This is a genomic window from Buttiauxella sp. 3AFRM03 (assembly GCF_003675305.1).
GTDB lineage: Bacteria > Pseudomonadota > Gammaproteobacteria > Enterobacterales > Enterobacteriaceae > Buttiauxella > Buttiauxella ferragutiae.
The window spans coordinates 1-24,533 of the sequence record NZ_CP033076.1 but is presented as its reverse complement, the minus strand read 5'-3'; the positions used below and the strand labels follow the sequence as shown (position 1 = coordinate 24,533).

28 protein-coding genes and 7 pseudogenes are annotated in these 24,533 nt (G+C 49.7%); 31 read left to right on the top strand and 4 right to left on the bottom strand.

Annotated elements, in window-relative coordinates:
* Positions 1-12: 12 nt before the first annotated feature.
* A complete protein-coding gene (locus tag D8682_RS01295) occupies positions 13-222 on the bottom strand; it encodes a hypothetical protein (RefSeq protein ID WP_121813269.1) in 210 nt (69 codons plus the stop codon).
* 402 nt (positions 223-624) lie between these two features.
* On the opposite strand from D8682_RS01295, the gene D8682_RS01290 reads away from it, so the two are divergent.
* From D8682_RS01290 to D8682_RS01210, 16 genes are all read left to right on the top strand, one after another.
* The gene (locus tag D8682_RS01290; protein WP_121813268.1) at positions 625-870 is read left to right on the top strand and encodes a hypothetical protein; all 246 of its coding nucleotides are present in this window, start codon (positions 625-627) and stop codon (positions 868-870) included.
* A 66-nt stretch (positions 871-936) separates the two neighbouring features.
* Positions 937-1,362 (top strand): tellurite resistance TerB family protein, encoded by a 426-nt coding sequence (locus D8682_RS01285; RefSeq protein ID WP_121813267.1) that lies wholly within the window; start codon positions 937-939, stop codon positions 1,360-1,362.
* Entirely contained in the window at positions 1,362-1,514 is a 153-nt protein-coding gene (locus D8682_RS01280; protein WP_121813266.1) for a DUF3927 family protein, read from the top strand. Before D8682_RS01285 ends, D8682_RS01280 begins: the two co-directional genes overlap by 1 nt.
* A 54-nt stretch (positions 1,515-1,568) precedes the next feature.
* Complete coding sequence (locus D8682_RS01275) at positions 1,569-1,946, top strand: hypothetical protein (RefSeq protein WP_121813265.1); 378 nt, start codon at positions 1,569-1,571, stop codon at positions 1,944-1,946.
* Between the two features lie 104 nt (positions 1,947-2,050).
* The gene (locus tag D8682_RS27310) at positions 2,051-2,176 is read left to right on the top strand and encodes a hypothetical protein (protein ID WP_255424157.1); all 126 of its coding nucleotides are present in this window, start codon (positions 2,051-2,053) and stop codon (positions 2,174-2,176) included.
* Between the two features lie 2 nt (positions 2,177-2,178).
* Positions 2,179-2,484, top strand: a complete 306-nt coding sequence (locus D8682_RS01270) for a hypothetical protein (RefSeq protein ID WP_238392800.1) — start codon at positions 2,179-2,181, stop codon at positions 2,482-2,484.
* Positions 2,485-2,564: 80 nt separating this feature from the next.
* Positions 2,565-2,702 (top strand): hypothetical protein, encoded by a 138-nt coding sequence (locus tag D8682_RS01265; protein ID WP_121813264.1) that lies wholly within the window; start codon positions 2,565-2,567, stop codon positions 2,700-2,702.
* A complete protein-coding gene (locus D8682_RS01260) occupies positions 2,681-2,878 on the top strand; it encodes a hypothetical protein (protein WP_121813263.1) in 198 nt (65 codons plus the stop codon). Before D8682_RS01265 ends, D8682_RS01260 begins: the two co-directional genes overlap by 22 nt.
* 97 nt (positions 2,879-2,975) lie before the next feature.
* Positions 2,976-3,266, top strand: coding sequence for a host-nuclease inhibitor Gam family protein (locus D8682_RS01255; RefSeq protein ID WP_121813262.1), 291 nt, complete (start codon positions 2,976-2,978; stop codon positions 3,264-3,266).
* Positions 3,263-3,778, top strand: a complete 516-nt coding sequence (locus D8682_RS01250) for a hypothetical protein (protein WP_121813261.1) — start codon at positions 3,263-3,265, stop codon at positions 3,776-3,778. Before D8682_RS01255 ends, D8682_RS01250 begins: the two co-directional genes overlap by 4 nt.
* Entirely contained in the window at positions 3,775-4,413 is a 639-nt protein-coding gene (locus D8682_RS01245) for a lambda exonuclease family protein (protein WP_121813260.1), read from the top strand. Before D8682_RS01250 ends, D8682_RS01245 begins: the two co-directional genes overlap by 4 nt.
* A 226-nt stretch (positions 4,414-4,639) precedes the next feature.
* Complete coding sequence (locus D8682_RS01235) at positions 4,640-4,837, top strand: hypothetical protein (RefSeq protein ID WP_121813258.1); 198 nt, start codon at positions 4,640-4,642, stop codon at positions 4,835-4,837.
* Between the two features lie 10 nt (positions 4,838-4,847).
* Positions 4,848-5,294 carry a hypothetical protein gene (locus D8682_RS01230; RefSeq protein WP_121813257.1) on the top strand — a complete coding sequence of 149 codons (447 nt, stop codon included), beginning with the start codon at positions 4,848-4,850 and terminating at the stop codon, positions 5,292-5,294.
* Positions 5,287-5,517 carry a hypothetical protein gene (locus tag D8682_RS01225; protein WP_121813256.1) on the top strand — a complete coding sequence of 77 codons (231 nt, stop codon included), beginning with the start codon at positions 5,287-5,289 and terminating at the stop codon, positions 5,515-5,517. Before D8682_RS01230 ends, D8682_RS01225 begins: the two co-directional genes overlap by 8 nt.
* A complete protein-coding gene (locus D8682_RS01220; protein WP_121813255.1) occupies positions 5,510-6,544 on the top strand; it encodes a hypothetical protein in 1,035 nt (344 codons plus the stop codon). Before D8682_RS01225 ends, D8682_RS01220 begins: the two co-directional genes overlap by 8 nt.
* Positions 6,545-6,760: 216 nt before the next feature.
* Positions 6,761-7,171, top strand: a complete 411-nt coding sequence (locus D8682_RS01210; protein ID WP_121813253.1) for a hypothetical protein — start codon at positions 6,761-6,763, stop codon at positions 7,169-7,171.
* A gap of 43 nt (positions 7,172-7,214) precedes the next feature.
* Here D8682_RS01210 and D8682_RS26610 read toward each other — a convergent pair whose 3' ends face one another.
* Entirely contained in the window at positions 7,215-7,529 is a 315-nt protein-coding gene (locus tag D8682_RS26610; RefSeq protein WP_162302967.1) for a hypothetical protein, read from the bottom strand.
* A 14-nt stretch (positions 7,530-7,543) separates the two neighbouring features.
* On the opposite strand from D8682_RS26610, the gene D8682_RS01200 reads away from it, so the two are divergent.
* Both D8682_RS01200 and add read left to right on the top strand, forming a co-directional pair.
* Positions 7,544-8,707, top strand: a complete 1,164-nt coding sequence (locus D8682_RS01200) for a site-specific integrase (protein WP_121813252.1) — start codon at positions 7,544-7,546, stop codon at positions 8,705-8,707.
* A gap of 93 nt (positions 8,708-8,800) precedes the next feature.
* Positions 8,801-9,802 carry an adenosine deaminase gene (gene add / locus D8682_RS01195; protein ID WP_121813251.1) on the top strand — a complete coding sequence of 334 codons (1,002 nt, stop codon included), beginning with the start codon at positions 8,801-8,803 and terminating at the stop codon, positions 9,800-9,802.
* A 29-nt stretch (positions 9,803-9,831) separates the two neighbouring features.
* On the opposite strand, the gene D8682_RS01190 is transcribed toward add, so the two are convergent.
* Complete coding sequence (locus tag D8682_RS01190) at positions 9,832-10,830, bottom strand: bile acid:sodium symporter family protein (RefSeq protein ID WP_064547240.1); 999 nt, start codon at positions 10,828-10,830, stop codon at positions 9,832-9,834.
* Between the two features lie 20 nt (positions 10,831-10,850).
* Positions 10,851-11,561: a YnfC family lipoprotein gene (locus D8682_RS01185; protein WP_237931875.1), complete on the bottom strand. Its 711-nt coding sequence runs from the start codon at positions 11,559-11,561 to the stop codon at positions 10,851-10,853.
* Between the two features lie 234 nt (positions 11,562-11,795).
* Between D8682_RS01185 and D8682_RS01180 the strand changes: the two genes are divergently transcribed.
* The 13 genes and pseudogenes from D8682_RS01180 to D8682_RS27390 all read left to right on the top strand — a co-directional run bounded on the left by D8682_RS01180 (position 11,796) and on the right by D8682_RS27390 (position 24,474).
* The gene (locus D8682_RS01180; RefSeq protein ID WP_121813250.1) at positions 11,796-12,098 is read left to right on the top strand and encodes a DUF1161 domain-containing protein; all 303 of its coding nucleotides are present in this window, start codon (positions 11,796-11,798) and stop codon (positions 12,096-12,098) included.
* Between the two features lie 227 nt (positions 12,099-12,325).
* Complete coding sequence (gene ynfE / locus D8682_RS01175) at positions 12,326-14,767, top strand: selenate/tellurate reductase subunit YnfE (RefSeq protein WP_121813249.1); 2,442 nt, start codon at positions 12,326-12,328, stop codon at positions 14,765-14,767.
* Between the two features lie 10 nt (positions 14,768-14,777).
* Positions 14,778-15,388: pseudogene (locus D8682_RS01170) on the top strand (DMSO/selenate family reductase complex B subunit).
* 1 nt (position 15,389) lies between these two features.
* Positions 15,390-16,247, top strand: coding sequence for a dimethyl sulfoxide reductase anchor subunit family protein (locus D8682_RS01165; RefSeq protein ID WP_121813248.1), 858 nt, complete (start codon positions 15,390-15,392; stop codon positions 16,245-16,247).
* Positions 16,248-16,293: 46 nt separating this feature from the next.
* Positions 16,294-16,919: pseudogene (gene dmsD / locus D8682_RS01160) on the top strand (Tat proofreading chaperone DmsD).
* A gap of 299 nt (positions 16,920-17,218) precedes the next feature.
* Positions 17,219-17,918 (top strand): annotated as a pseudogene (gene osmY / locus D8682_RS01155) (osmoprotectant ABC transporter permease OsmY).
* Between the two features lie 22 nt (positions 17,919-17,940).
* Positions 17,941-18,839: pseudogene (gene osmX, locus D8682_RS01150) on the top strand (osmoprotectant ABC transporter substrate-binding protein OsmX).
* 9 nt (positions 18,840-18,848) lie between these two features.
* Positions 18,849-19,478: pseudogene (gene osmW, locus D8682_RS01145) on the top strand (osmoprotectant ABC transporter permease OsmW).
* Between the two features lie 308 nt (positions 19,479-19,786).
* Positions 19,787-20,020: a hypothetical protein gene (locus D8682_RS26605; protein WP_162302966.1), complete on the top strand. Its 234-nt coding sequence runs from the start codon at positions 19,787-19,789 to the stop codon at positions 20,018-20,020.
* Positions 20,021-20,500: 480 nt separating this feature from the next.
* Positions 20,501-21,675 (top strand): annotated as a pseudogene (locus D8682_RS01140) (IS3 family transposase).
* Entirely contained in the window at positions 21,620-22,102 is a 483-nt protein-coding gene (locus D8682_RS01135; RefSeq protein ID WP_162302965.1) for a hypothetical protein, read from the top strand. The pseudogene D8682_RS01140 and the gene D8682_RS01135 overlap by 56 nt, the downstream one beginning before the upstream one ends.
* Positions 22,103-22,168: 66 nt before the next feature.
* A pseudogene (locus D8682_RS01130) lies at positions 22,169-23,330 on the top strand (IS3 family transposase).
* Between the two features lie 745 nt (positions 23,331-24,075).
* A complete protein-coding gene (locus D8682_RS27390) occupies positions 24,076-24,474 on the top strand; it encodes a DUF805 domain-containing protein (protein ID WP_121813246.1) in 399 nt (132 codons plus the stop codon).
* The last annotated feature ends 59 nt before the right edge of the window (positions 24,475-24,533 follow it).

The following is a 24,533-nucleotide window of genomic DNA, read 5'->3' as shown; positions in this document are numbered from 1 at the left end:
TTTTATTGCCCACTACTTAATCGCCGCACTCCCTTTCCGAACTATCTCTGCCGCATCCCTGTTAACCCCCTTTCCTATTACGTTCCCTGTTTCCTTACGGCTCTGCTCCAGCTTTTCGATGATAGCCCGCTGAGTTACCGGCTGATTAGCTAACGACAATTCCATTACTGCTCTGCCCATAGCACTAACCATCATGTTTATGCGCTCTTCATCCAGATCCATGACATTCCATCGATTAAATTTCGACCATAACAACCTACCACATAGCCGCTGAGATGGCATTTACAAAAATAAAAACCCTTAAACAACAAGAAAATAATTATTTCACATGAAAATAAACAAGATTTATTGTTTACAGATATACAAGGTTTCTTGTAATCTTAGTTCCATCAGCAACACGCTGACGAAGTAAAAAGAATTTCGCTCTTTAACATTGATGGTTTATTTCTCCCGCCCTTGTGGGAGACCAAAGAGTAATTGGCTTTGGGGTGTGGTGAGTCAGAAATGACTACTACGGCATATGGGTGACGGCAGGCTCGAAAGGCTGACCGTGTGACACGTTCGATTCGTGTAGCCGCAGGAATGCGCACACCACACCACCAAAGCTAATAACCGGAGGTGAACATGATCACTTTAGTTGCAAAGAATAGCGTTACTCGTCGCTACTTAAAGCGCGGAGAGTTGATGGCAAAGCGCCGGGCTGAATCTTGCAGCCTGGAAAAAGTAGACACTATTTCTGAGCGAGTTGAGCAAGCTCTTCGCGCTCCAAACTGGCGTGAGCCTAAAGAAGAGTCAGGCGGTGCTTGTTTGCCACAGGTGGCGATCTTTAGCGCTGGGCATCGTAAGTCAGAGAACATTACAGCTCGTTAAGCAAATCGAATTCAACCAGGCCGCCCACCGAGGCGGTTTTTTATTACCCAAAGTAAGGAGTTTCACATGTTTGGGTTTTTAAAGAAAAAGACCCGCAAAGCCGTTGTTGAAGTGAAGAAGATGGAGAACCGCGACGCAGTAGAAGCCACTGTGTGGGGCGCTTACGCCATCGCTTATGCAGATGGAACCTGCGACGCCAAAGAAATCTCAGTTCTGGAAAAGACTATTAGCGCCCTGCCAGCTTTCGCACCGTTCGCCGGGGAAGTGGCGCAGATGAGCAGCAATATCCGCGCTCGTTATGAAGCATCGCCGCGCAGTGCTAACGCTCAGGCATTGATTGAACTGGCTGATGTTGCTGGTACCCAAGACGCCGTGAGCGTGCTGTGTCTCTGTCTGGACATCGCTGATAACGATGGCATCGGCGAAGAAGAAGAGAAGCAGCTGAAGAAGATTGCCCAGGCTCTGCAATTGTCACTGGATCAATACATCTAATGGACAAAATACGCTGGGTTCTTATCGGCATCCTTCTGTTCCTGGTGATAGCAGTCGATTTCACCGGAAAGATTATGTCGATGTTAGCTGATGGCGTGCTGGTTGCCGGGGTAGTTACCCTGGCCCTGCCACTGATTAAGCGTGTGAAATAGCCACTTAGGTGGCTTTTACCACTCCTGTAATTGCCAATTAAATAAAGAGACTTCATGAAAAAACTGATTCCAGTTTTAGCCCTGCTATTGCTTGCAGGTTGTGATGTTAACGACGCAGATGTAGCCAGCCGCAACGTAAGCAAGGCTGCTGATAACTTTGAAGCTCAGCGCCGCTTTGTCTTCTATAACGGCGTAACTGGTGAGTTCATGCTGGAAATTACCGGGCTTTGCTCAAAGGATAATTCCAGCACTGGAAATACGCTTGGCGTTATCTGTAAGACCGGACCTAACACCTTCAAGAAGCACATGCTCGGCCTGTCTGATAACGTCACCTGGTTCATGGAAGACCTGAGCGGCACGAATGCGAGTGTCAACCACTACCGCGTCACATTCAAACCATCAGTGATTATTCCTGACATCGATATCCGTTAACCAGCTTCCGTATCTGCTTTCAGCTTTCCCTGAGAACAGATACTGAACCCTCATTGTCCCGATTGCCGTCCATTGTGGCGGCATTTTTTTAACTGGAGAAAAGTATGGAATATGAATTATCACGCGTTGCTGAGTTCCTTTCTGAAAACTGGAGCAAGTGGGAAAGTTTTTGCGAACAAAATGGTGACAACGCCCAAGAGATTTACGAGGAAATTGGCGGTGAGGAGTAACCATGGCTAAGCACCTTCAAATTGAAATGCCTGATGGCAGTAAGTGGGCTATTCCAGTTCACGTTATCGCTATGAATCGCGCCGTCTACTACGCCAAGAATGACGGCAAGACCATTGAAGACAGCCTTAACAACGACACAGTGCCGCTGTTCGAATGTGACGACTTCGAAATTGAAGATTGGGCAGCAAACAACATGAACTGGAGCGACGTTGAGCACTTAGCCATTTGCATTAGCAAAGGTGAAACCGACTACGAGGAAGGTTGGTGCAACGGAGATAAGGAAATCATCGAAATCCCAGCCGCGTAACAGCGGCTTTTTTTCGCCCTGTATTTATTCCTGAGCGCTATCCGCTGATGAATGAACACAAACCTAACAGGAGTTAACCCATGATGTACGTCATCGCGGGTGGCGGCATCATGTCCGCTTATTACCCGCCAGAATCCGAACTATCCCGCCGCTTCAAGCAAATCATTAAAGCAGCCCGTAAGCACCTGGAGATGCTATGTACAACACACAAACAGTAATCCGCCAGTGCGTAACACCCGGAATGTTGATCATGCACCAGGGCAAACCGTGGCGAGCGGCAGTAAACAAAAACGGCAAACTTCACATCCATCGCCCATCGGAGGCAAAGCAAGTGAAAGACCTGCTGGTTGAAATCGTCCTGGACCATCGAAATCAGCCCGAGGTGATGTTGTGAGTCAGCCAATACCAATGCAGATACCGGAAGATGAATTTCTGGCTGCAATGAAAGAAATGCTGGGTGGCAAAGCACCGGATCCGCAGAAGGAGGAAGCATGAACGCTTATCGCGCTTATGACCGTGAAGAGTATCGCCGTGAAGACGCTGAGGCGCTCAAGGTGCTTGATGAGGAAGAAGAGGCAGAACTCGCCGATCAGTTCGATAACGAGCTGCCACTCAGCAAGCTTGAAGCAATGCTCTCCTCTGCCCTGAGCGCTGACAAAAAGGCTGTTTCACAGGCATTTATGAATGATGTCGATTTTCAGGAAAAAGCAGCGGAATTCCTGCGATATGCAGCGGAAACAATCGCAACTAATCAGGCGAAAATTAACAGGAGCCTCCAGTGAGCAACTCAAATCAGCCACTAAAAACCCATTATCGCAAAGCGTTCGACTCCCCCTACCTGAGCAGCGCCGATATCATCGAACCAACCGTTCTCACGATCTCCCGCGCTACTCTCGAAACTGACCGCACCAAGAAGACAAAGGATGTTTTCAACACCGCTTATTTCGAAGAGGAAGAGCTTCGACCAGGCGAGAAGCTTAAGCCGATGATCCTCAATGCTACCAACAGCAAAATGCTCAAGGGCATTACCGGATCGCCATTCCTGGAAGATTGGGTGGGCGTGAAAGTGACGGTATTTGTTGATAAGAACGTCAGGTTTGGCCGTGAGTCAGTGGAAGGGTTGCGCATCAGTCCGGCACGCGTCACCAAGCCATCGCTGACACCTGATAAAACTCAGGCATGGAACAACGCCAAGGCAGCATATCTGCGTGATGGCACCCTTGAGGCGGTTATGTCCAGGATGGATATCACCGAGGAGCACCGCCAGCAATTAATCAAGGAGTGCCAATCATGATATGGCACGACGTAGAGCAGAACGGTGAAGAGTGGGACGCGCTTCGCCTGGGGAAAGTAACCGCCTCAAACTTCGGGGTCATTATGGCGAATGCTGGCAAAGCATTTGGCGACCCAGCAAAGCGTTATGCCCTACAACTGGCACTTGAGCAGATTAAGGGATGTAAATCTGAGTTCGGCTTCTCTAACGACCACATGGAGCGCGGACACGAGCAGGAACCGATAGCACGGATGCTTTACGAGGAGATGAACTTTGTCGATGTGGATAACGGTGGGTTCTTCGACCATACAACCTACGGTGACAGTCCTGATGGCCTGATTGGTGCACAAGGGGTTGTTGAGATTAAGTCTGTAATAGCAGCAACTCACTTCGCAACGCTAAATCGCGGTAGTTATGACCCATCATACAAATGGCAGCTTATCGGCCACCTGGATTGTTCAGGGCGTGAATGGGTGGACTTTGTTAGCTATTGCTCAGACTTCCCTGCCGAAAGGCAGCTCATCGCCTACCGGTTAAACCGAGATGAAGTGATTGATGAAATTGACCTTTTGCGCAGTCGTCGCGCTGACTTCATCAGACTTGTAGCAGAAACAAAAACGAAGATCCTGAGTGGTGGATATGGCTTATGTGAGTAGCTCTCATGAACGCAACAGAGAGCAATGCAATACGAGCCACTGCGCGTAAATGCTGGGGAGATATTGAATCAGCATGGCAGAAAGAAGGCGCAAGGAATGCACATGAACGGTCAGCAATATATCTCCGCATCCTCGGCGAATACGCCAGAAAAGTAGCGCCACTTTATACCCGCACTCACCTTATTTACTGGATGGGCATAGCCAATGGCACCCTGAAGGAGCACTGATGCCAAGACAACCAATGGCGGTTATCGGCACCAACAAAGAAACCGGGAAGACCGTTTATTTCCGGTCAGCCTATTACGCGCCTGGCTTTCATCGATCAGGCATTAACGAAGCCATTAGTGGTCGCGCTAAGTCACATCGCGGCTTCACATGGCGATATGCGAATAAACACGAACGCGAGCAATTTGCTCAGCATTGAGGGATGAGAGATGACAGTTAAACGTTACAACGCTGGCTGCGCATATGCTGGCGAAGAAGAAATGACTCAGGTAGATGACGGGTCGTACGTCAGCTACGAAGACTACGCCGCGCTACTGAAAGAGCGTGATGCGCTGGAGGTGCTTAACGATGCGTTAGTGGTTGATTGCGATGAGCTGAAGAAAACTGGTAAAGCCTTGATTGATGAGGCGTGTCATGTTTATCGTCGCTATAACAAAACTCAGTTACCAGATGGTGACATTGTCGATGAGCAGACCATTCATGAGCTGTCGAACGCCATTAATACAACCTTCGCCACCGATGCCGCCATTGCAAACATTCAGGCGCAGGGCGTGGATAGGCTTGCTGACCACCTTTCAGGATTGAATGTCATGGCTAGCGAAACAAGCGTCCGTGAATTCGCCTCGCAACTTCGCAAGGAGACTGGCAATGAGTAACCCAGCATACGAAGCAACTAACAGTGATGTGGAGAAGCGCGAGGAGTGGGCAAAAAACCTTGAGTCATGTCGAAAAACACTTATCGAGATGGCTGAGCTTGTTGGAGATGACTCACTTTATGACTTCATTGGTCAGACGTGGAGTAGCGTTCACGACATATTGGAAAGTTTGAGGAATGGATGTGAAAGTGGAAGCATCTGCAAGGGGGCCAGCAATGGATAAGGGAATAGAAGCACTGATTGCGGACATGAAGGCGGCAGCGGAGAAAGCCACTCCCGGAAGGATTGGTGACAGAATAGATGGTAGTGGAAGCATTAAATATGAATGCCTTGGTCTAGATAAAACCCTGGTTCTGCGCACTGACCACAAAAACATGGAGTACGGCTTCATTGGTGATAACGGTGATGCTGACGAGGTGTTTTTCCGATTATCATCACCTGAAAACGTCCTTGCACTGATAGCGGCTTTGGAGCAGGCGCAGCAGGAGAGCAAAGAGCAGTCTGCACGAATTGAAGAACTTGAATCACAGAGGAAGTTGGCATTTATGGCCTGCAACCGCTGGCGGGACAAGTGCGTAGATGCAGAGAAGCGCATAGCGGAACTGGAGAAATGGCAACAGTGCGAGCATTCAAAAAAGCGCAATGCGGTGATAGATGGTCTTGCTCAGTGCGGTGAAGCGGCTTGGGAAATCGAAGAATACATGCAGCAATGGGACAAAGAACACCCTTTGGAACTCGCTGCATACAAAGCAGAACTCGACTCCGCACCCAACGGCATGATGCAGCTATCTAATGAACTGGCAGAGATGAAGCGGAAGTGTGCTGAGGTTCCTGATGAATTTGCTCGCATTGGTGAAAGCCTGAGAACCCAAAGCAACCGCACCACCGGTCATCCTGTGTTCGTCGTGTTCGATAAACAAGAAATTGTTGGCAGTGAAGAACACGACTGTGACCGCATAGCCTGGGTGTTTGAGTGCCATGAAGTTGACGAGTGCAAGGCTGGAAGACTTGAGGCGCTATACCAGGGTGGAAGAGATACCAGAGGCTATGATCGATACGCCATGAAATCTATCGATCAGTTTGTTACTGCCTGCTTTACCGAAGATGGCTGCAAAGACTATTTGCAGCAGAATGGGCACAACCTCAATAAGCCATTTATTTACGTCCACAGCGCATATCGCAACGACGAATGGCAGGTAATTCGAAACTGGCTGATGACTGTTGGCGGCATTGCTGAAGGTGGTGAGTGACATGGCTAATCGCACAAGCAACAGAGCTATTCGCCGCGTGCTGGTATCTTCCGCCCCGTTTGGTGGGCAGATAAGAATAAGCAATAGAAAAATAATGCAAATACGCAAGGGTTTACTCTATGTAACCACATGGGCAAACACACGAAATCCTAGCGCTTCTCAAAATAGAGCAGCAAAACGCAGCCTTAATCAAATGACTGAATGGGAGCGCGCCGAATGACTACCAATCGCATGGGATTAGAGCAGAGCACGCTGAGTGATGGAGAGCTGACTGTAATAACGGACACCGACCACGTTCAATGTGGAGATGCCGCAGCTATGGCGCGTGAGTTGCTTACTTACCGGAAGGCGAGTAAGGAGCCTATTGGTGAGGTTTGCTTGGGAGAATATGACGACACTGGTAGCCATCCTGATGCGCGAGTTGTCTGCCTACATTCGCATGCGGACTGGAATAATTTTACTGACGGATTCAAGTTATTCTCAACCCCGCCACTCCAGGATGTGACGGTGCCGGAGGATGTTCGCAAGGCGCTTAGCAAAATGGACGATGAAATTATTGCCGAGCTGGATGCAGAAGAAAGCGCTTGCCGCGCCGTGATGCTGAAAAGTGTCACAAATGAACCATAACAACCAAACCACTCACCAATAAGCTCGCATGTGAACCATTGCATCAAGCATGGATTATGTGTGAGCCATTAACTGTAATTTCACCGATTAAAGACCATATATAACCTGCCGCCGCGTGCGGTTTTTTTACGCTTGGAGGAAACCAATGGAAAGAATCAGCCTGACAAGGCGAGAAGCTGCGGCTTTCATCGGCATTGATGAGGATGCACTTTCTCAGTGGTGCAAAGCTGGCCGCATCGCGTATACCAGAAAGAACCCAACCAGAAAGAACTCCCCTTACCTTTTCACCAGGACGGCATGCCTTGCCGCTCTGAACAATCCGATCCAAACTGTCGCCGTGAGCGCGGCTGATGAACATGGAGAAAAGAAATCATGTCAATCTTCCGCAGGGGCGAAGTCTGGTACGCCAGTTACACAGCGCCGGATGGTAGCCGTATTAGACAGTCTCTTGGGACAACGGACAAGCGTCAGGCAAGCGAACTCCACGACAGATTAAAAGCCGAGGCGTGGAGAGTGTCTCGTCTTGGTGAGGTCGCTGACATTTCCTTTGAGGCGGCTTGCGTCCGATGGATTGAGGAGAAGGCACACAAGAAATCCCTCAACGCTGACAAGAGTCGCATCAAGTTCTGGCTGCAGTATTTCGCCGGAATGAACCTGAGCGAAATCACCGAGGATAAGATTTATTCAGCCGTTAAGGGGATGATAAACCGATCTGTCGAGATTAAGTGGCAGATGAGTGTTGATGCTGCAAAGCGAAAAGGTAAGGAAATACCGGCATTGAAGCCAAAGGAAGCGGCGCAAGGGACGAAGACGGCAACCCTGGCATTTATTAAATCACTGCTAAGGGCTGCCGAGCGAGACTGGAAGGTTCTGGAGAGAGCGCCGGTAATAAAGGTGCAGACTCCGAAGAACAGAAGGATACGATGGCTTGAGCCTCATGAGGCTCTTAGGCTGATTGATGCGTGTGTCGAGCCACTAAAGTCCGTTGTTGAATTTGCCCTCTCCACTGGACTTCGGCGCTCAAATATTCTTAACCTGGAATGGCAGCAGATCGACATGCAAAGAAAGGTTGCATGGATTCACCCGGAGCAAAGCAAATCAAACCGCGCTATTGGCGTTGCGCTGAATGATACTGCATGCGCCGTGCTGAAACGGCAAATCGGCAACCATCATAGATGGGTGTTTGTGCATCAGCAAGAATGCACCAGCCCACAAGGAAGGAAGATGCCAGCCGTACGCAAGATGAGTGGAAGCTTTAGTGCGAGATGGAAGCTCGCGTTAAAAAACTCGGGTATTGAGGATTTCAGATTTCACGACCTGAGACACACGTGGGCCAGCTGGTTGGTTCAGGCCGGAGTGCCGGTTTCTGTCTTGCAGGAAATGGGCGGTTGGGAATCAATCGAAATGGTGCGCAGGTATGCACACCTGGCACCCAACCACTTATCAGAACACTCGAAGAAAATTGACTCGATTTTTTCAACTAATGGCACAGAAATGTCCCATATAGTAGATGTGCTGAAAATATCTGGCAGTTAACTTATTGTTTAATAAGTTTAATATGACGCTTTTACATCATTAGTGCGTAGCATTTATAATCTATCGCACTTTAATCAATAAAAGAGTGCGACCATGATTGATACCACCCTGCCGTTAACCGATTTGCACCGCCACCTCGATGGTAATATTCGTGCGCAAACTATCCTCGATCTAGGCCGCCAGTTTAATTTACCGCTTCCGGCTGATTCTCTTGAAGCACTTCGCCCGCATGTACAGGTTGTGGAAACCGCGCCTGATTTGGTCAGCTTCCTGCAAAAACTCGACTGGGGCGTGAAAGTCCTGGCCTCTCTTGATGCCTGCCGCCGTGTGGCATGGGAAAATATTGAAGATGCCGCGCGCAATGGCCTGCATTATGTCGAGCTGCGCTTTTCACCAGGTTACATGGCGATGACGCATAATTTGCCAGTCGCCGGTGTAGTAGAAGCGGTGATTGAAGGTGTCCGTCAGGGCTGCCGCGATTTTGGTGTTGAAGCCCGTTTGATTGGCATCATGAGCCGTACGTTTGGTGAAGCCGCTTGCGAAGCGGAGTTGGATGCACTGCTGACTCATCGCGACCACATTACCGCGCTTGACCTTGCCGGTGATGAACTCGGTTTCCCTGGTAGCTTATTCCTGAATCACTTCAACCGTGCGCGTGATGCCGGCTGGCATATCACCGTTCACGCTGGTGAAGCGGCTGGCCCGGAAAGTATCTGGCAGGCGATTCGTGAACTGGGTGCTGAACGTATCGGTCACGGGGTCAAAGCCGTTGAAGATCCGGCGCTGATGGATTTCCTGGCGGAACACGGTATCGGGATTGAATCGTGCCTGACGTCCAATATCCAGACCAGCACTATCGCCTCGCTGGATAAGCACCCGTTAATCACCTTCCTGGATAAAGGCGTGCTGGCGACCATTAATACCGATGATCCCGCAGTCCAGGGTATCGATATTATTCATGAATATACAGTAGCCGCCCCGCAAGCGGGTCTGAGTGCTGCGCATATCCGCACCGCGCAAGAGAATGGTTTGAAAATTGCCTTCCTGAGTGAAGCAGAAAAGCAGGCGCTGATCGCTAAAGTTCGCGCCGCTTAATCAGCCAATCCCTTCGTCAAACGCTTGGGTCAGGAAACTGACTCAAGCGCTCTTTTTTCCTTCGCCGTTCTTCGTGCATAACGCTGCGCCAGCACCGCACAGACCATCAATTGCACCTGATGGAATATCATTAGCGGCAGGACCATCATGCCCACGGCACTGGCCGGGAACAGCACGTTCGCCATCGGCACACCGTTTGCCAGGCTTTTCTTGGAGCCGCAGAACACAATGGTAATTTCATCTGCAGTGTTGAACCCCATCAACCGTGCCACACAGGTGTTAATCACCAGCACAATTGCCAGCAGCACAATTGAGCAGCCCAGAACAGCTAACAACGCCACCCCATTAACCTGATGCCAAATGCCTTCCACCACCGCTTCGCTGAATGCCACGTACACCACCAGCAAAATGGATGATCTGTCGGTCATGCTAATCAGTTTCTTATGTTTATCTACCCAACGGCCAATCAGCGGGCGCGACAAATGCCCCACCACGAACGGCACCATCAATTGCAGGATGATCTTGCCAATCGCGTGCAGTGTGTCGGTGGTGCCTTCCTGGGTGTTCATTAATGCCCCGACTAACACCGGTGACAGGAAAATCCCCAATATGCTTGATGCCGAAGCACTACACACCGCGGCGGCAACGTTTCCACCAGCAACCGAGGTGAAGGCGATAGCCGATTGTACAGTTGCGGGCAGCGCGCAAAGGTACAGGAAGCCCATGTACAAGGGTTGGTTAAGGATGGCTGGTGAAAGAAAGCCCATCGCCAGCCCCAATAACGGGAAAAGAGCAAAGGTGCTGAGGAATACCACAAGATGTAGTTTCCAGTGCCCCATTCCTGCCACTATCGCCTCACGGGAAAGCTTTGCCCCATGCATGAAAAACAACAACGCAATCGCCGCAGTGGTCAGGTATTCAAATGCCGTTTTTACCGCGCCTTCGCAGGGAAATAGTGAAGCCAGGATCACCACAGCGATCATGATCAGCAAAAAAGTATCAATTTTCAGGCGTTGCAACCATTTCATCCGGCGTCCTTTGTTCGCTATCAATAATAATTGATGTTGTTTTTGATGGTGTAGGTTTCAACTTTAGGCGGTTTTGCACTTTCATTGGTGATGTTCAGCACGCACTCCAGTGGGTTGAAATGGCCGTCGTAATCACAGGATTGTTTGGCTAAGCCGATAGATTTACCGTTCAGTATGCTTTCTGCGGTGTAATCGAGCTTTTTCTTGATGTCACTGCCGGTTTTCGCGGTGATGGTGAGTGTGTCGTCCTGCGATTTAGTTATTTTACCTAACGGATAGCCATCAGCATCATAACGATAAACTATCGATGTCTTTTCACCATGCGCGGCAACGACAAAGCCATTATCGTCGGTTTCATAAGTGAGTGCCGCCTGGGGTAATTCCGCCAATTGGCATTTCCCCTGAAGTTTGACCCGTCTTTCATGGCTTATTGCATCAACATAATAATTGGCATTTAGCACCAGAGTGGCGCCGGTGTTGTTTTCCAGATCATGGAATTCAAGCTCGTTAAAACAGCCTTCTTCCGACACCAGCCCAACCACGCGTTTGATGACCTCGCCCTTGTCGTTGATCAATGTCTGGGTGAAATCTTTAACCGGCCCGCGCAATGGATCAAAATCAAATTCGTTCGAAAAACTGGCCATTTCTGGCGTGTAGGTCAGCGTAATATTCTGATTATCACAGCCGGCAATAGACACTGCCAGCACACTGAGGATAATGATTTTCTTCACGTAAGTCCGGTCTCCGACTGGAATTGTTATATACATGATATAAGCAAATACAACACTTTACACTACAGCGACTATTCTTATATACCCGTTAGCATTCGAGTTGCAGCCAGGCGGCCAGGGAGCTTATCCCGAAGAGCTTACTTAAGTAAGTGATTAGGGTAAGTGAGTGCAGCCAACACCCCTGCAGCTTGAAGGATGACGGGTATACATCATCCTCAACATAAGGAAGAGACCATGCAACGTTCAATCTGGCTGGGTGTGAGCCTGTTGGCAGCGACTGTTCCCGTGCTGGCTGCGCAGACGTCATGTGACAAAGTTAAGGCAGACATTCAGCAAAAAATCATTGGCAATGGTGTTGCGGAATCTGGATTCAGTTTGACGATTGTTCCGAACGACCAGGCCGACCAACCTGACGCACAAGTCGTTGGCCACTGTGCTAATGATACGCAGAAAATTCTCTATACGCGTACCAGCAGTGGCAATTCTCAAGCCAGCAGCACTGCTACACAAGACGGCACACCAGCCGAACCACAGTAATCGATTGCCGGGGCGGCATCGCCCCGCTTTATTTTCTCCGCTCAATCAGCTTTCATTCAACACTCCACACTTACTTTGACCCGTGTTAACAACTGCTACCTCTAAATGAGTAAAACTCATCCCCGCCGATAATATTCGCCTGATAAGCAATATTTCGCGTCCTCGCCGTTCGTAAAAAAATTAGAAACATCCATGACATCCCAACCAGAGATAACACGGAGTGAGTTATGTCGAACCAATGTTGCCATGATGGGATTTCCCGTCGAACCCTGATGAAAACCAGCGCCATCAGCGGGCTGGCGCTGGCTGTAAGTGGAATATCCCTGCCCTTTGGCCTGCGAGCCGCTGCCACTGCGGTGGGTGCGGCTGTTAACCCTGAGACAGAAGACAAAGTCGTGTGGGGGGCATGCTCGGTAAACTGCGGTAGCCGCTGCGCGCTGCGGTTACACGTGCGCGATAATGAAGTCACCTGGGTGGAAACCGATAACACCGGCGATGATATTTATGGCAATCATCAAGTCCGCGCCTGTCTGCGTGGCCGCTCGATTCGCCGCCGAATCAACCACCCTGAACGCCTGAACTACCCGATGAAACGCGTGGGCAAACGCGGCGAAGGGAAATTCGAGCGTATCTCCTGGGATGAAGCGCTGGATACCATCACCAAAAGCCTGAAAGGCACGGTGGAAAAATACGGTAACGAGGCGGTTTACATTAACTACACCTCGGGGATTGTCGGCGGCAACATCACCCGCTCTTCCCCATCCGCCTCGTTGGTTGCCCGACTGATGAACAGCTACGGTGGTTTTCTTAGCCACTATGGCACCTACAGTACCGCGCAAATTGCCTGCGCGATGCCTTACACCTACGGCACCAACGACGGCAACAGCACCTCTGATATTGAAAACAGCAAACTGGTGGTGTTGTTCGGCAACAACCCTGCCGAAACCCGCATGAGCGGCGGCGGGATTACGTATTATCTGGAGCAGGCGCGTGAACGTTCCAATGCGCGCATGATAGTTATCGACCCGCGCTATACCGATACCGCCGCCGGGCGCGAAGATGAATGGTTGCCGATTCGTCCGGGCACCGACGCCGCACTGGTTGCCGGTATCGCCCACGTACTGATTAGCGAAAACCTCGTTGACCAGCCGTTCCTCGACAAATACTGCGTCGGCTATGATGAGAAAACGCTGCCAGAAGGTGCGCCAGCCAACGGACATTACAAAGCTTATATTCTCGGTCAGGGTGATGATGGCGTTGCAAAATCTCCGCAGTGGGCGTCCGTGATTACCGGTATTCCGGTAGACAAAATCATCAAGCTGGCGCGTGAAATTGGCAGCACCAAACCGGCGTATATCGCTCAGGGTTGGGGGCCACAACGCCAGGCCAACGGTGAACTGACTTCACGCGCTATCGCGATGTTGCCGATTTTGACCGGAAACGTCGGGATTAGCGGTGGAAACAGCGGCGCTCGTGAATCGACTTACACCATCACTATTGAACGTATGCCGGTGTTGACCAATCCGGTGAAAACGCAAATTTCCTGCTTTAGCTGGACCGATGCCATTGTTCGCGGCCCGGAAATGACCGCCAAACGCGACGGCGTGCGCGGTAAAGATAAGCTCGACGTGCCGATTAAGTTTATCTGGAACTACGCCGGTAACACCATTACCAACCAGCATTCCGACATCAACAAAACTCACGACATTCTGCAAGATGACAGCAAGTGCGAAATGATTGTGGTCATCGAGAACTTCATGACCTCGTCGGCAAAATACGCCGACATCCTGCTGCCAGACTTAATGACGGTCGAACAAGAAGACATTATCCCGAACGATTACGCCGGGAATATGGGCTATCTGATTTTCATCCAGCCTGCCACCGAGCCGAAATTTGAACGTAAGCCAATTTACTGGATAACCAGCGAAGTGGCTCGTCGCCTCGGGCCGGATATCTACCAGAAATTTACCGAAGGGCGTACTCAGGAGCAGTGGCTGCAATTTTTGTACGCGAAGATGCTGGTAAAAGACCCGCAATTACCCTCGTATGAGGCGTTACGCGAGATGGGAATTTATAAGCGTAAAGACCCGAACGGCCATTTTGTTGCCTACAAGGCTTTCCGCAACGACCCGGATGCCAATCCATTAAAAACCCCCTCTGGTAAAATCGAAATCTACTCCAGCAAACTGGCAGACATTGCCGCCAGTTGGGAGTTAGAAAAAGACGAAACCATCAGCCCACTGCCGGTGTATGCCTCCACCTTCGACGGCTGGGATGCGGCCGAGCGCAGCACTTATCCGCTGCAACTGTTCGGCTTCCATTACAAAGCGCGTACCCACTCAAGCTACGGCAACATTGATGTGTTGAAGGCCGCGTGTCGTCAGGAAGTGTGGATTAACCCGATAGATGCGCAGGCGCGTGGTATCGCCAGTGGCGATATGGTGCGGGTGTTTAATGGCCGTGGTGAATTGCGTATTCCGGCGAAAGTCACGCCACGTATCATGCCGGGCGTCACCGCAATGGGCCAGGGCGCATGGCACGAAGCCAATATGAGCGGCGACCGTGTCGATCACGGTTCATGCATCAACACGCTGACCACTCATCGACCTTCACCGTTGGCTAAAGGCAACCCGCAACATACCAACCTGGTCGAAATCCAAAAGGCGTAAGGAATAGCTGATGACAACCCAATATGGTTTTTATATTGATTCCAGTCGTTGCACCGGCTGCAAAACTTGCGAGCTGGCCTGTAAGGACTACAAAAATTTATCCCCGGACGTCAGCTTCCGCCGCATTTATGAATATGCCGGTGGCGACTGGCAGGAAGACAATGGGGTCTGGCAGCAAAATGTGTTTGCTTATCCATCGCCTGCAACCATTGCGAAGATCCCGCCTGCACTAAGGTGTGTCCAAGTGGTGCGATGCACAAACGCGAAGATGGTTTTGTGGTGGTGAACGAGGATATTTGTATTGGCTGCCGCTACTGCCATATGGCCTGCCCATACGGTGCGCCGCAATATAATGCCGAAAAAGGCCATATGACCAAATGCGATGGCTGTTACTCCAGAGTCGCGGAAGGCAAGAAACCTATCTGTGTGGAATCTTGCCCATTGCGTGCGCTGGATTTGGCTCCCATCGACGAACTACGTAAAAAATACGGCGAGCAAGCCGCTATTGCTCCGCTGCCGTCAGCACATTTCACGAAGCCAAATATTGTGATTAAACCCAATGCCAACAGCCGTCCTTGCGGGGATAAAACCGGCTACCTGGCGAATCCAAAGGAGGTTTGAGATGGGAAGCGGATGGCATGAATGGCCGTTGGTGTTGTTTACCGTACTGGGCCAGTGCGTGGTTGGGGCTGTCATTGTCATGAGTTATGCCTGGAATCAGGCCAGTAATAACAGTGAGTTGCAGCATAAAATGTTACGTCCGATGTTCTTTATCTGGCTGTTGATGGGCATTGCGTTTATTGCCTCGGTGATGCACCTCGGCTCCCCGTTACGGGCGTTTAACTCACTCAATCGTATTGACGAATCGGCTTTGAGCAATGAAATTGCCAGTGGTTCGGTGTTCTTCGCCGTTGGCGGTTTCTGGTGGCTGATTTCAATACTGAAGAAAATGCCTGCGGCGATTGGCAAAATCTGGCTCGTCATAACCGTGTTGTTGGGCGTGTTTTTTGTCGCGGCGATGACTCGTGTTTACCAGATTGATACCGTGCCAACCTGGCATAACGGATACACCACGCTGAGCTTCTTCCTCACCGTCTTACTGACTGGCCCACTGCTGGCAGTGCTGTTGCTGCGAAGCATCGGTTACGAATACCGCAGCCGTAGACTGGCAACAGTCAGCGTTCTGGCGTTATTCATCGCCATTGCGGTGATCGTTTTGCAAAGCAACGAACTGGCGGAAATCCAGAGTTCTGTGCAGCATGCCAGCGCGTTGGTGCCTGATTACGCCTCGCTGCAAGTGTGGCGCATTGCGTTAATAGCGCTGGGTTTAGGTTGCTGGATTTGCTCATTGATACGCCGCACACCAGCCAAAACATCCGGTTTGCTGCTCGGATTCATACTGGTGGTTGTCGGTGAATGTATTGGCCGTGGGATTTTTTACGGTCTGCATATGACAGTCGGCATGGCGGTAGCAGGTTAATTGATACAAAATGCGCGGAGCAATCCGCGCAACAAGGAAGAGAAAAATGTCTACAACGACACAAAGACTGGCGACCATCGCCCTGACCGGAAGAGTACTGGGTGCGCTGTATTATCAAGCTCCCACCAGCCAGGAAGTCGCCGCACTTTACGCCACACTTGAAGATCCTGAATGGGCGAAACAATGGCCGGTGCAGCATGAACAGTTGGATGCTCTCGCCCAACGCATGGCAGAGGGTTTCAGTTATGAGCCAGAATCATTGAGCCAAGCCTGGCAACGCCTGTTTATAGGCCCTTACGCACTACCGGCTTCACCATGGGGTTCTGTGTATCTCGATAAAGAAAACGTGCTGTTTGGTGATTCGATGCTTGAATTGCGCAAATGGATGCGCAAGAACGACATCGCCAACGAACAAGCGAGCAACGAACCGGACGACCACATCGGGATATTGCTGATGCTGGCGGCGTGGCTTGCTGAAGAAGGTTTGCAGCAGAAAGTCGACGAACTGCTGGCGTGGCACATTTTGCCGTGGAGTGGGCGTTTCCTGGAGCTGTTTATTGCTCATGCCGAACATCCGTTCTACCAGCATTAGGTGAATTGACTCAAATCACCCTGGCCGAGTGGCGCAAAGAGATGCTGATTCCGGTTGCCACTAAAGAGCTGTATTTCTAATAATTTTAGAAGCGGTGGATGACACTTGCGCTTATCCACCGCACAAACCAAAAGTTACGCCGTAACTTTAGCTAATGCATTTTAAGACAATTCTTATCTCACCCTCGCAAGCGAGGCGGTGCAGGCCAAAGCATTAATTTCCTCGCAAATCATTAATCTGCTATTTCCCTCATTAGCTGGATTCCTTCCCCTCACATTGTTATAGGTCAAAACACCCTGCCGACACACGGCATAACAACAGGCGACCCATCACGTCGCTATAACGTGCACCCAGGGAGACACACAGCAATGCAGCATTCATCGTTCATAAAACGCACTTTTTAGGCGTCGTAGCACTGACAATTGTGCTCGGTTTACTCATCTGGGCATCGGCCCCAACGTCATAAAAGCACGCCAGGTCGACTTATTGTATCTCGGGCAACAACACTTAATTTTGGTGTTTAACTCGATGGCGCTGGCCCTGTTAGTGGGATCCTTGGCGGTATTCTACTCAGCCGTCCTTGCGCACGGCGTTGGGCTGAGTATGCGATGCAGATATTTAACGTCGGGAATACCTTGCCACCATTGGCGGTGCTGGCACTGGCGATGGTCTTCATCGGGATTGGCGATAAACCGGCGATTATCGCTCTATTCCTCGCCTCGCTGCTGCCCATTGTCCGTAACACCTATTCAGGTTTGTGCGGCGTCCCGGCTTCGCTTATCGAAGCGGCCAATGGGATTGGCATGACCAAGGGCAACGTTTGCGCCAGGTCGAGTTGCCCAACGCGTGGCCGGTCATGCTTTCAGGGATCCGCATTGCCACAGCCATTAACGTCGGCACGGCGCCGCTGGCTTTTTTAATTGGTGCCAGCAGTTATGGCGAGCTGATTTTCCCTGGCATTTATCTCAACGATTCCCAACGCTGATTTTGGGCGCAACCGCCACGGCACTCGTTGCCCTGCTGCTTGATATTGCACTCGCGGGCTTAGGCGCGTGTTAAGCCCCCACACAGCGGAATAACAATAATAAAAAGGAGACAACTATGATCCCGTTTAAACCGTTGTTTGCTGCATTAGCCGCCACACTATTACTGGCGGGCGCAGCACGAGCTGAGCCGCTGGTTCTGGCAACCAAAAGCTTCACCGAACAACACATCCTTTCAGCTATGACCACGCAGTATCTGCAAAAAAAGGGTTCCAGGTCACGCCACAGACCAACATTGCTACCGTGATTTCGCGTAATGCCATGGTCAACAAACAAGTGGATATGACCTGGGAATACACCGGCACGTCGCTGATTATTTTTAATCACATCAACAAACGAATGACGCCGCAGGAATCCTACGACACGGTGAAAAAACTCGATGCAAAACTGGGATTGTCTGGCTGAAACCGGCGGATATGAACAACACCTACGCGTTCGCCATGCAGCGCAAACGTGCGGAAGCAGAGAACATCAACACCATGTCAGAACTGGTGGCAAAAATTGAACATATCCGCCAGACCGACCCTGATAACAACTGGATGCTCGGCCTGGACCTGGAGTTTTCTGGCCGTAGCGATGCATGAAACCATTGCAGCAAGCCTACCGCATGCCGCTGGACAGGCCGCAGATACGCCAAATGGACCCGGACTGGTCTATAACGCAGTGCGCGATGGTTTCGTTGACGCTGGGCTGATTTACACCACCGACGGGCGAGTAAAAGGCTTCGATTTAAAAGTGCTGCAAGACGATAAAGGCTTCTTCCCAAGTTACGCTGTTACGCCTGTGGTGCGTAAAGAAACACTCGCCGCCAACCCCGGCCTTGAAGAAGCACTCAATACGCTTTCCGGTTTACTGAACAACGACGTGATTTCCACCCTGAATGCCAAAGTGGACATCGACCATGAAACCCCACAGCAGGTGGCTCGTGAATTCCTGCAGCAGAAAGGCTTGCTCTAAGGAGGCACCATGGAAACGTTGCACTATATGCTTGATAACGCGAGCTATCTCGGCAGTCTGACGCTGCAACATTTATGGTTGGTGTTAATGGCCGTGGGTCTGGCGATTGTGATTGGTGTGCCGCTGGGCATTTTAATCGTGCGTCACAAATGGCTTGCCACGCCGGTGCTGGGTATCGCCACCATTGTGCTGACCATTCCCTCCATTGCCCTGTTTGGTCTGATGATTCCGCTGTTTTCGATGATCGGGCAAGGGATTGGCGTATTGCCTGCCATCACCGCGGTATTCCTCTATTCCCTGTTACCGATTGTCCGTAACACGCATACCGCACTCGACAGCCTCCGCCGGGTTTGCGTGAAGCGGGTCGAGGTATTGGCATGACATTCTGCAACGCCTGCGCTGGGTGAAATCCCCATGGCATTACCGGTTATTTTCGCGGCATTCGTACTGCCGTAGTGATGAATATTGGCGTCATGGCCATTGCCGCAGTTATCGGTGCTGCGCTTGGGTTTGTTATTGCTTAACGTATCGGCAGCAGCGACATCCGCATGTTGATCGCCGCGCGTATTGATTTGTGTTTTAGCGATTCTACTGGACTGGTTGCTACATCGTTTACAGCTATTCTTCACTAAGTGGTAATCCTTATTTTTCATTAGGTAATGACATTAAAATAGCAAAAATTCATTGCAATTTGACGCTGAATTTTCCCTTAAACTCAATAAGTTGAAAATGGTTTGGGGAAAGGATTTTCGAGCAATTGCCATCCCTGGCACACAATTCTGATCATCACTGCTGCGGCTCACGTGCACCATTTTTCGCATGCATCCCCCTGCGGATAGCTGAATGCCATATTTAATTTAAGACGAAATAAAATCCATTGTCTTTGTACGTGCTTAGTAAAATCAACCTCTACTGGTACAACTTTCATATGCAGGAAAATTTGTCTGATGTTTTTTATAACAAATGCGATTGACGGCTTTGAAAAAATTTTTTGCTATAAAGGCGTGGCAGATCGTAAATCCTACTTCTTTTTTGTTGCTCTTTCAGTTGCTTGTTCTTGTACTACTCAATCTGGTTGCACTCATAGACTAAGCTTTGATAATGAAAGAGTTCATACTACCGTAGCTTTTTCTCTTGTTATTGGTGTGCTTGTCAGTTCTGGTCACTTCTGGTTAAGCTAGCAATGTCCGTCAGGCGATGCATGACATAGGACTGAGCGCTGGTGGGTAATCCTGATTTTTTGTGTGACGTTTGTCGCATTCAAGCACAATGGGATTATGGGTATAAGAGTGCGGACCCGAATTGGTTTATAGATGTGGTCAATATTGTGGTCGCTTGTGTGGTCTGGCTTGGTTCACATCTATTACTTGCACTACCGAAGTCAAAAAATAGAAAACAATAAATACCGACCAGCTGATCTATTTCCATTCCAGCTACCGATGAAGCCGTGAGCTAATGTATGGGCGGCGGAGTGTTGCTCGCCGCCTTCATATTTATATGGCGTTCATACAGGAATATATATGGCATTCGATTTAATTAAGTATTTAACTGAGAATTCAATTCCGCATTCCGTTTCAGAGAATGGTGCTATTTAGTGCACACTGAATTTGGCCACCTGAATAGAGGTGATATCATCACCTCATAGTCAAAACAGTGACATTATTACCGGACGTAACAGACGCAATTTTAGCCCCGAGTTTCGCCTCGAAGCTGCCCAGCTTGTACTCGATCAGCACTACACCGTTGCCGTCGCTGCCACTGCGATGAATGTCGGCAAATCCACGATGGACAAATGGGTTCGACAACTGAAAGAAGAGCGAGCGGGAAAATCACCCATAGCTTCACCCATGACACCTGAGCAGATTGAGATACGTGAGTTGAAGAAAAGACTTCAACGCGTTGAAATGGAAAGGGATATATTAAAAAAGGCTACCGCGCTCTTGATGTCAGACTCCCTGAACAATTCTCATTAGTTGAGAAACTCAGGGCGCGGTTTCCTGTTACCGTTGTGTGCAACGTGTTTGGGGTTCATCGCAGCAGTTATAAATACTGGCGGCAGCCCAGGAAGCCTGACGCCACGAGAGTGGCATTACTGAGCCTTGTGCGCGAAGTTTATCGCGAAAGTAACGGCTCAGCAGGAGCGCGAAGCATTGCCGCGATGGTCACCACCAAAGGTATAAAGCTGAGCCGCTGGCGGGCAACAAAGCTGATGAAAGCACTCAATATTATCAGCTGTCAGCAACCTGGCCATCGTTATAAGATGGCGTCTAAGGAACACATTGAGATCCCTAATTATCTGGATCGCCAGTTTGCTGTTACCGAGCCTAATCAGGCCTGGTGCGGTGATGTGACTTATATCTGGACGGGAAAACGCTGGGCTTATCTGGCTGTTGTACTCGATTTGTTTTCCCGTAAACCGGTTGGCTGGGCGATGTCATTTTTCCCTGATTCAGCACTGACAGGTAAAGCCCTGTCGATGGCCAGGGAAGCACGGGGAAAAACCGGCTAATTTACTGTATCACTCGGATCAAGGAAGTCACTATACCAGCAGGAATTTCAGACAGTTACTGTGGAGATATCAGATAAAGCAAAGCCTGAGTCGCCGGGGAAATTGCTGGGATAATAGTCCAATGGAACGGTTCTTCAGAAGCCTGAAAACAGAGTGGGTTCGGATAATGGGTACGCTAATTTTAGCGAAGCCAGCACAGCGATAACGAATTACATCATAGGATATTACAGCCAGCTCAGACCTCATCAATATAATGGAGGTCTGACGCCGAATGAATCAGAACGATTGTTCTGGAAAAACTCTAAAGCCGTGGCCAGTTTTTGTTGACCACTACACTATTGATATACAAGGTAGTCTTGATTTGGCAGATAACAAGGATGTCACCGCGCTGCCAAAGAATCTACTACTATCTGTAGATGGATATCTCGATCTAACAGGTACCCAAATCACCGCCCTGCCCAACAACCTCATTTGCAGCTCCCTTTACCTTGATCCAGAACGTGTCTCCAACGTGACTTTCCGTAAAAATTGCGGAAATAACAACCGTACAATTTTCGCTGTCTGGATAGGTGAAACATTCTATATTATCGGTGCAGTATGCTATATCGCAGCAGGTTCTTTCTATGGGCCTTTATGGAAATTCGAAGATGCAGTTGACCTCAAATACTCAGGCGAAGCAGCAGAAGCCTATAAGCAAGCTGGCCGTGATTGTATAGATGAACTGATAGAGAAGCTAAACACCAGGCCACGATGATTGATCCTACCCGCGAATAGTGGACACGAGACTAAGTGAGTAAACTCTCAACCAGAGGTGACTCACATGACAAAAACAGTATCAACCAGCAAAAAGCCCCGTAAACAGCATTCCCCTGAATTTCGCAGTGAAGCCCTGAAACTCGCTGAACGCATCGGTGTTGCTGCCGCTGCCCGTGAACTCAGCCTGTATGAATCGCAACTTTATAACTGGCGCAGTAAACAGCAGCAACAGCTCTCATCCTCTGAGCGTGAAAATGAACTCGCTGCTGAAAATGCTCGTCTCAAACGCCAGCTGGCGGAACGGGACGAGGAGCTGGCCATTCTCCAAAAGGCCGCGACATACTTCGCGAAGCGCCTGAAATGAAGTATGTCTTTATTGAAAAAACATCAGGCTGAGTTCAGCATCAAAGCCATGTGTCGCGTCCTCCGGGTGGCCCGCAGCGGCTGGTATGCGTGGGCTCAGCGGCGTGCGAGGCTAAACTCACGCCAGCAGTTCCGTCTGAGTTGTGACAGCGCCGTGCACGAGGCTTTTCACCGGGCAAAACAGCGCTACGGCGCACCGCGCCTGACCGATGAACTGCATGCTCAGGGTTACCGCTTCAGCGTGAAAACCGTGGCAGCCAGCCTGCGTCGTCAGGGGCTTCGGCGAAAGCGTCACGGAAGTTCAGCCCGGTCAGTTACCGCGAGCATGACCTGCCGGTGTCGGGAACCTGCTGAAGCAGGATTTTTACGCCAGCGGTCCAAACCAGAAATGGTCGGGTGACATCACCTACTTACGTACTGATGAAGGCTGGCTATATCTGGCTGTCGTCATCGATCTGTGGTCACGTGCTGTTATCGGCTGGTCAATGTCATCGCGGATGACGGCACAGCTGGCCTGCGATGCGCTACAGATGGCGTTGTGGCGACGTAAGCACCCGGAAAATGTCATCGTTCACACCGACCGTGGTGGGCAGTACTGCTCAGCGGATTATCAGGCGCTACTGAAGCGGCATAACCTGCGCGGTAGCATGAGTGCAAAGGGTTGTTGTTACGATAATGCCTGTGCAGAAAGCTTCTTCCACTCACTGAAAGTCGAATGTATCCACGGTGAACGCTTTATCAGCCGGGAAATGATGCGGACGACGGTGTTTAATTATATCGAGTGTGATTACAATCGGTGGCGTCGCCACAGTGCCTGTGGCGGACTCAGCCCGGAACAATTTGAAAATCTGAATCTCGCTTAGGGCCGTGTCTACATTACGTGGGTAGGATCATACTGCCAGAAAACCTAGCGGTTGGCGGCGGACTAGACCTGAGTGGAACAAAAATCACTGAACTGCCAGAACGCCTGATGGGGGGGGGGAAGCTCATCTTGTGTGATACCCAAATCAGCATGCTACCAGAAGGCCTAATAGTGGAGGTGAACTCGACCTGAGTGGAACCCAAATTACCACGTTGCCAGATAACCTGGTGGTTGGTGACGAGCTTTTTCTATGCTGTACCCCAATCATCACCCTGCCCGACTATTTCATTTGCGGTTCTCTTTACCTTGATCCTGAACATTTCTCCGGGTAGCTTTCCGTAAACATTGCGGAGATAACAACCGGACAATTTTCGCAGTCAGGGTAAATAAAATACTCCATATCTCAGCGGATTGTTTCTATGGACCGATAGAACAATTCGAAGATGTGGTTGATCGCAAATATTCCGGTGAAGCAGCCGAAGCCTATAAACAAGCTGCTCGTGATTGCATAAATGAACTGAAAGAGAAGCTAAGCGCCAGGCCGCAATGATTGTGGCACTTCCCGCCCACTCCGGACGGGCTTTTAAATGCCGGATGTAGAACGTTTGCGATTTAACTTGCAGTACTGAGAGCCAATCTCAACTGGTACTACTTTGATATACAGGAAATTTGTCTGATGTTTTTATAACTAATGGAATTGACGGCTACAAAAGAGCCTTTTGTTACAAGGGAGTGGCCGATCGTAAATCCTACTTCTTTTTTGCGCGCTTTCCGTTTTTTTTTTTACACTATTTGAACTGATTTTACTTTATTTTCAAACCGTTACCCTGAACCTTTATGGCGAAATTCAGGTTAGGAATATAGTTATTCCTGCTCTTTTTGCTACCATTATTTATTCATTCTTGGCAAGTTCAGCGTTCACTGTCAGGCGATTGCATGATATTGGCCTGAGTGGTTGGTGGTCAACTTTGTATTTCTGCGTGGTACTTATACTTGTATTGTTTATAACACTCGTAATGTTTTTTATATTTACGCCAACACAGATACCTACACTTTATCATTTTTTCGACTATTTTATTTTATATGGTCAGTCTTGTTTTCTATTTCCTGCTTGCACTGCCGAAATCAAAGATAGAAAAGAATAAATACCGACCAGATGATTCTATTTCCACTCCGGCTACCGATGAGGCTGTGAGCTAATTTA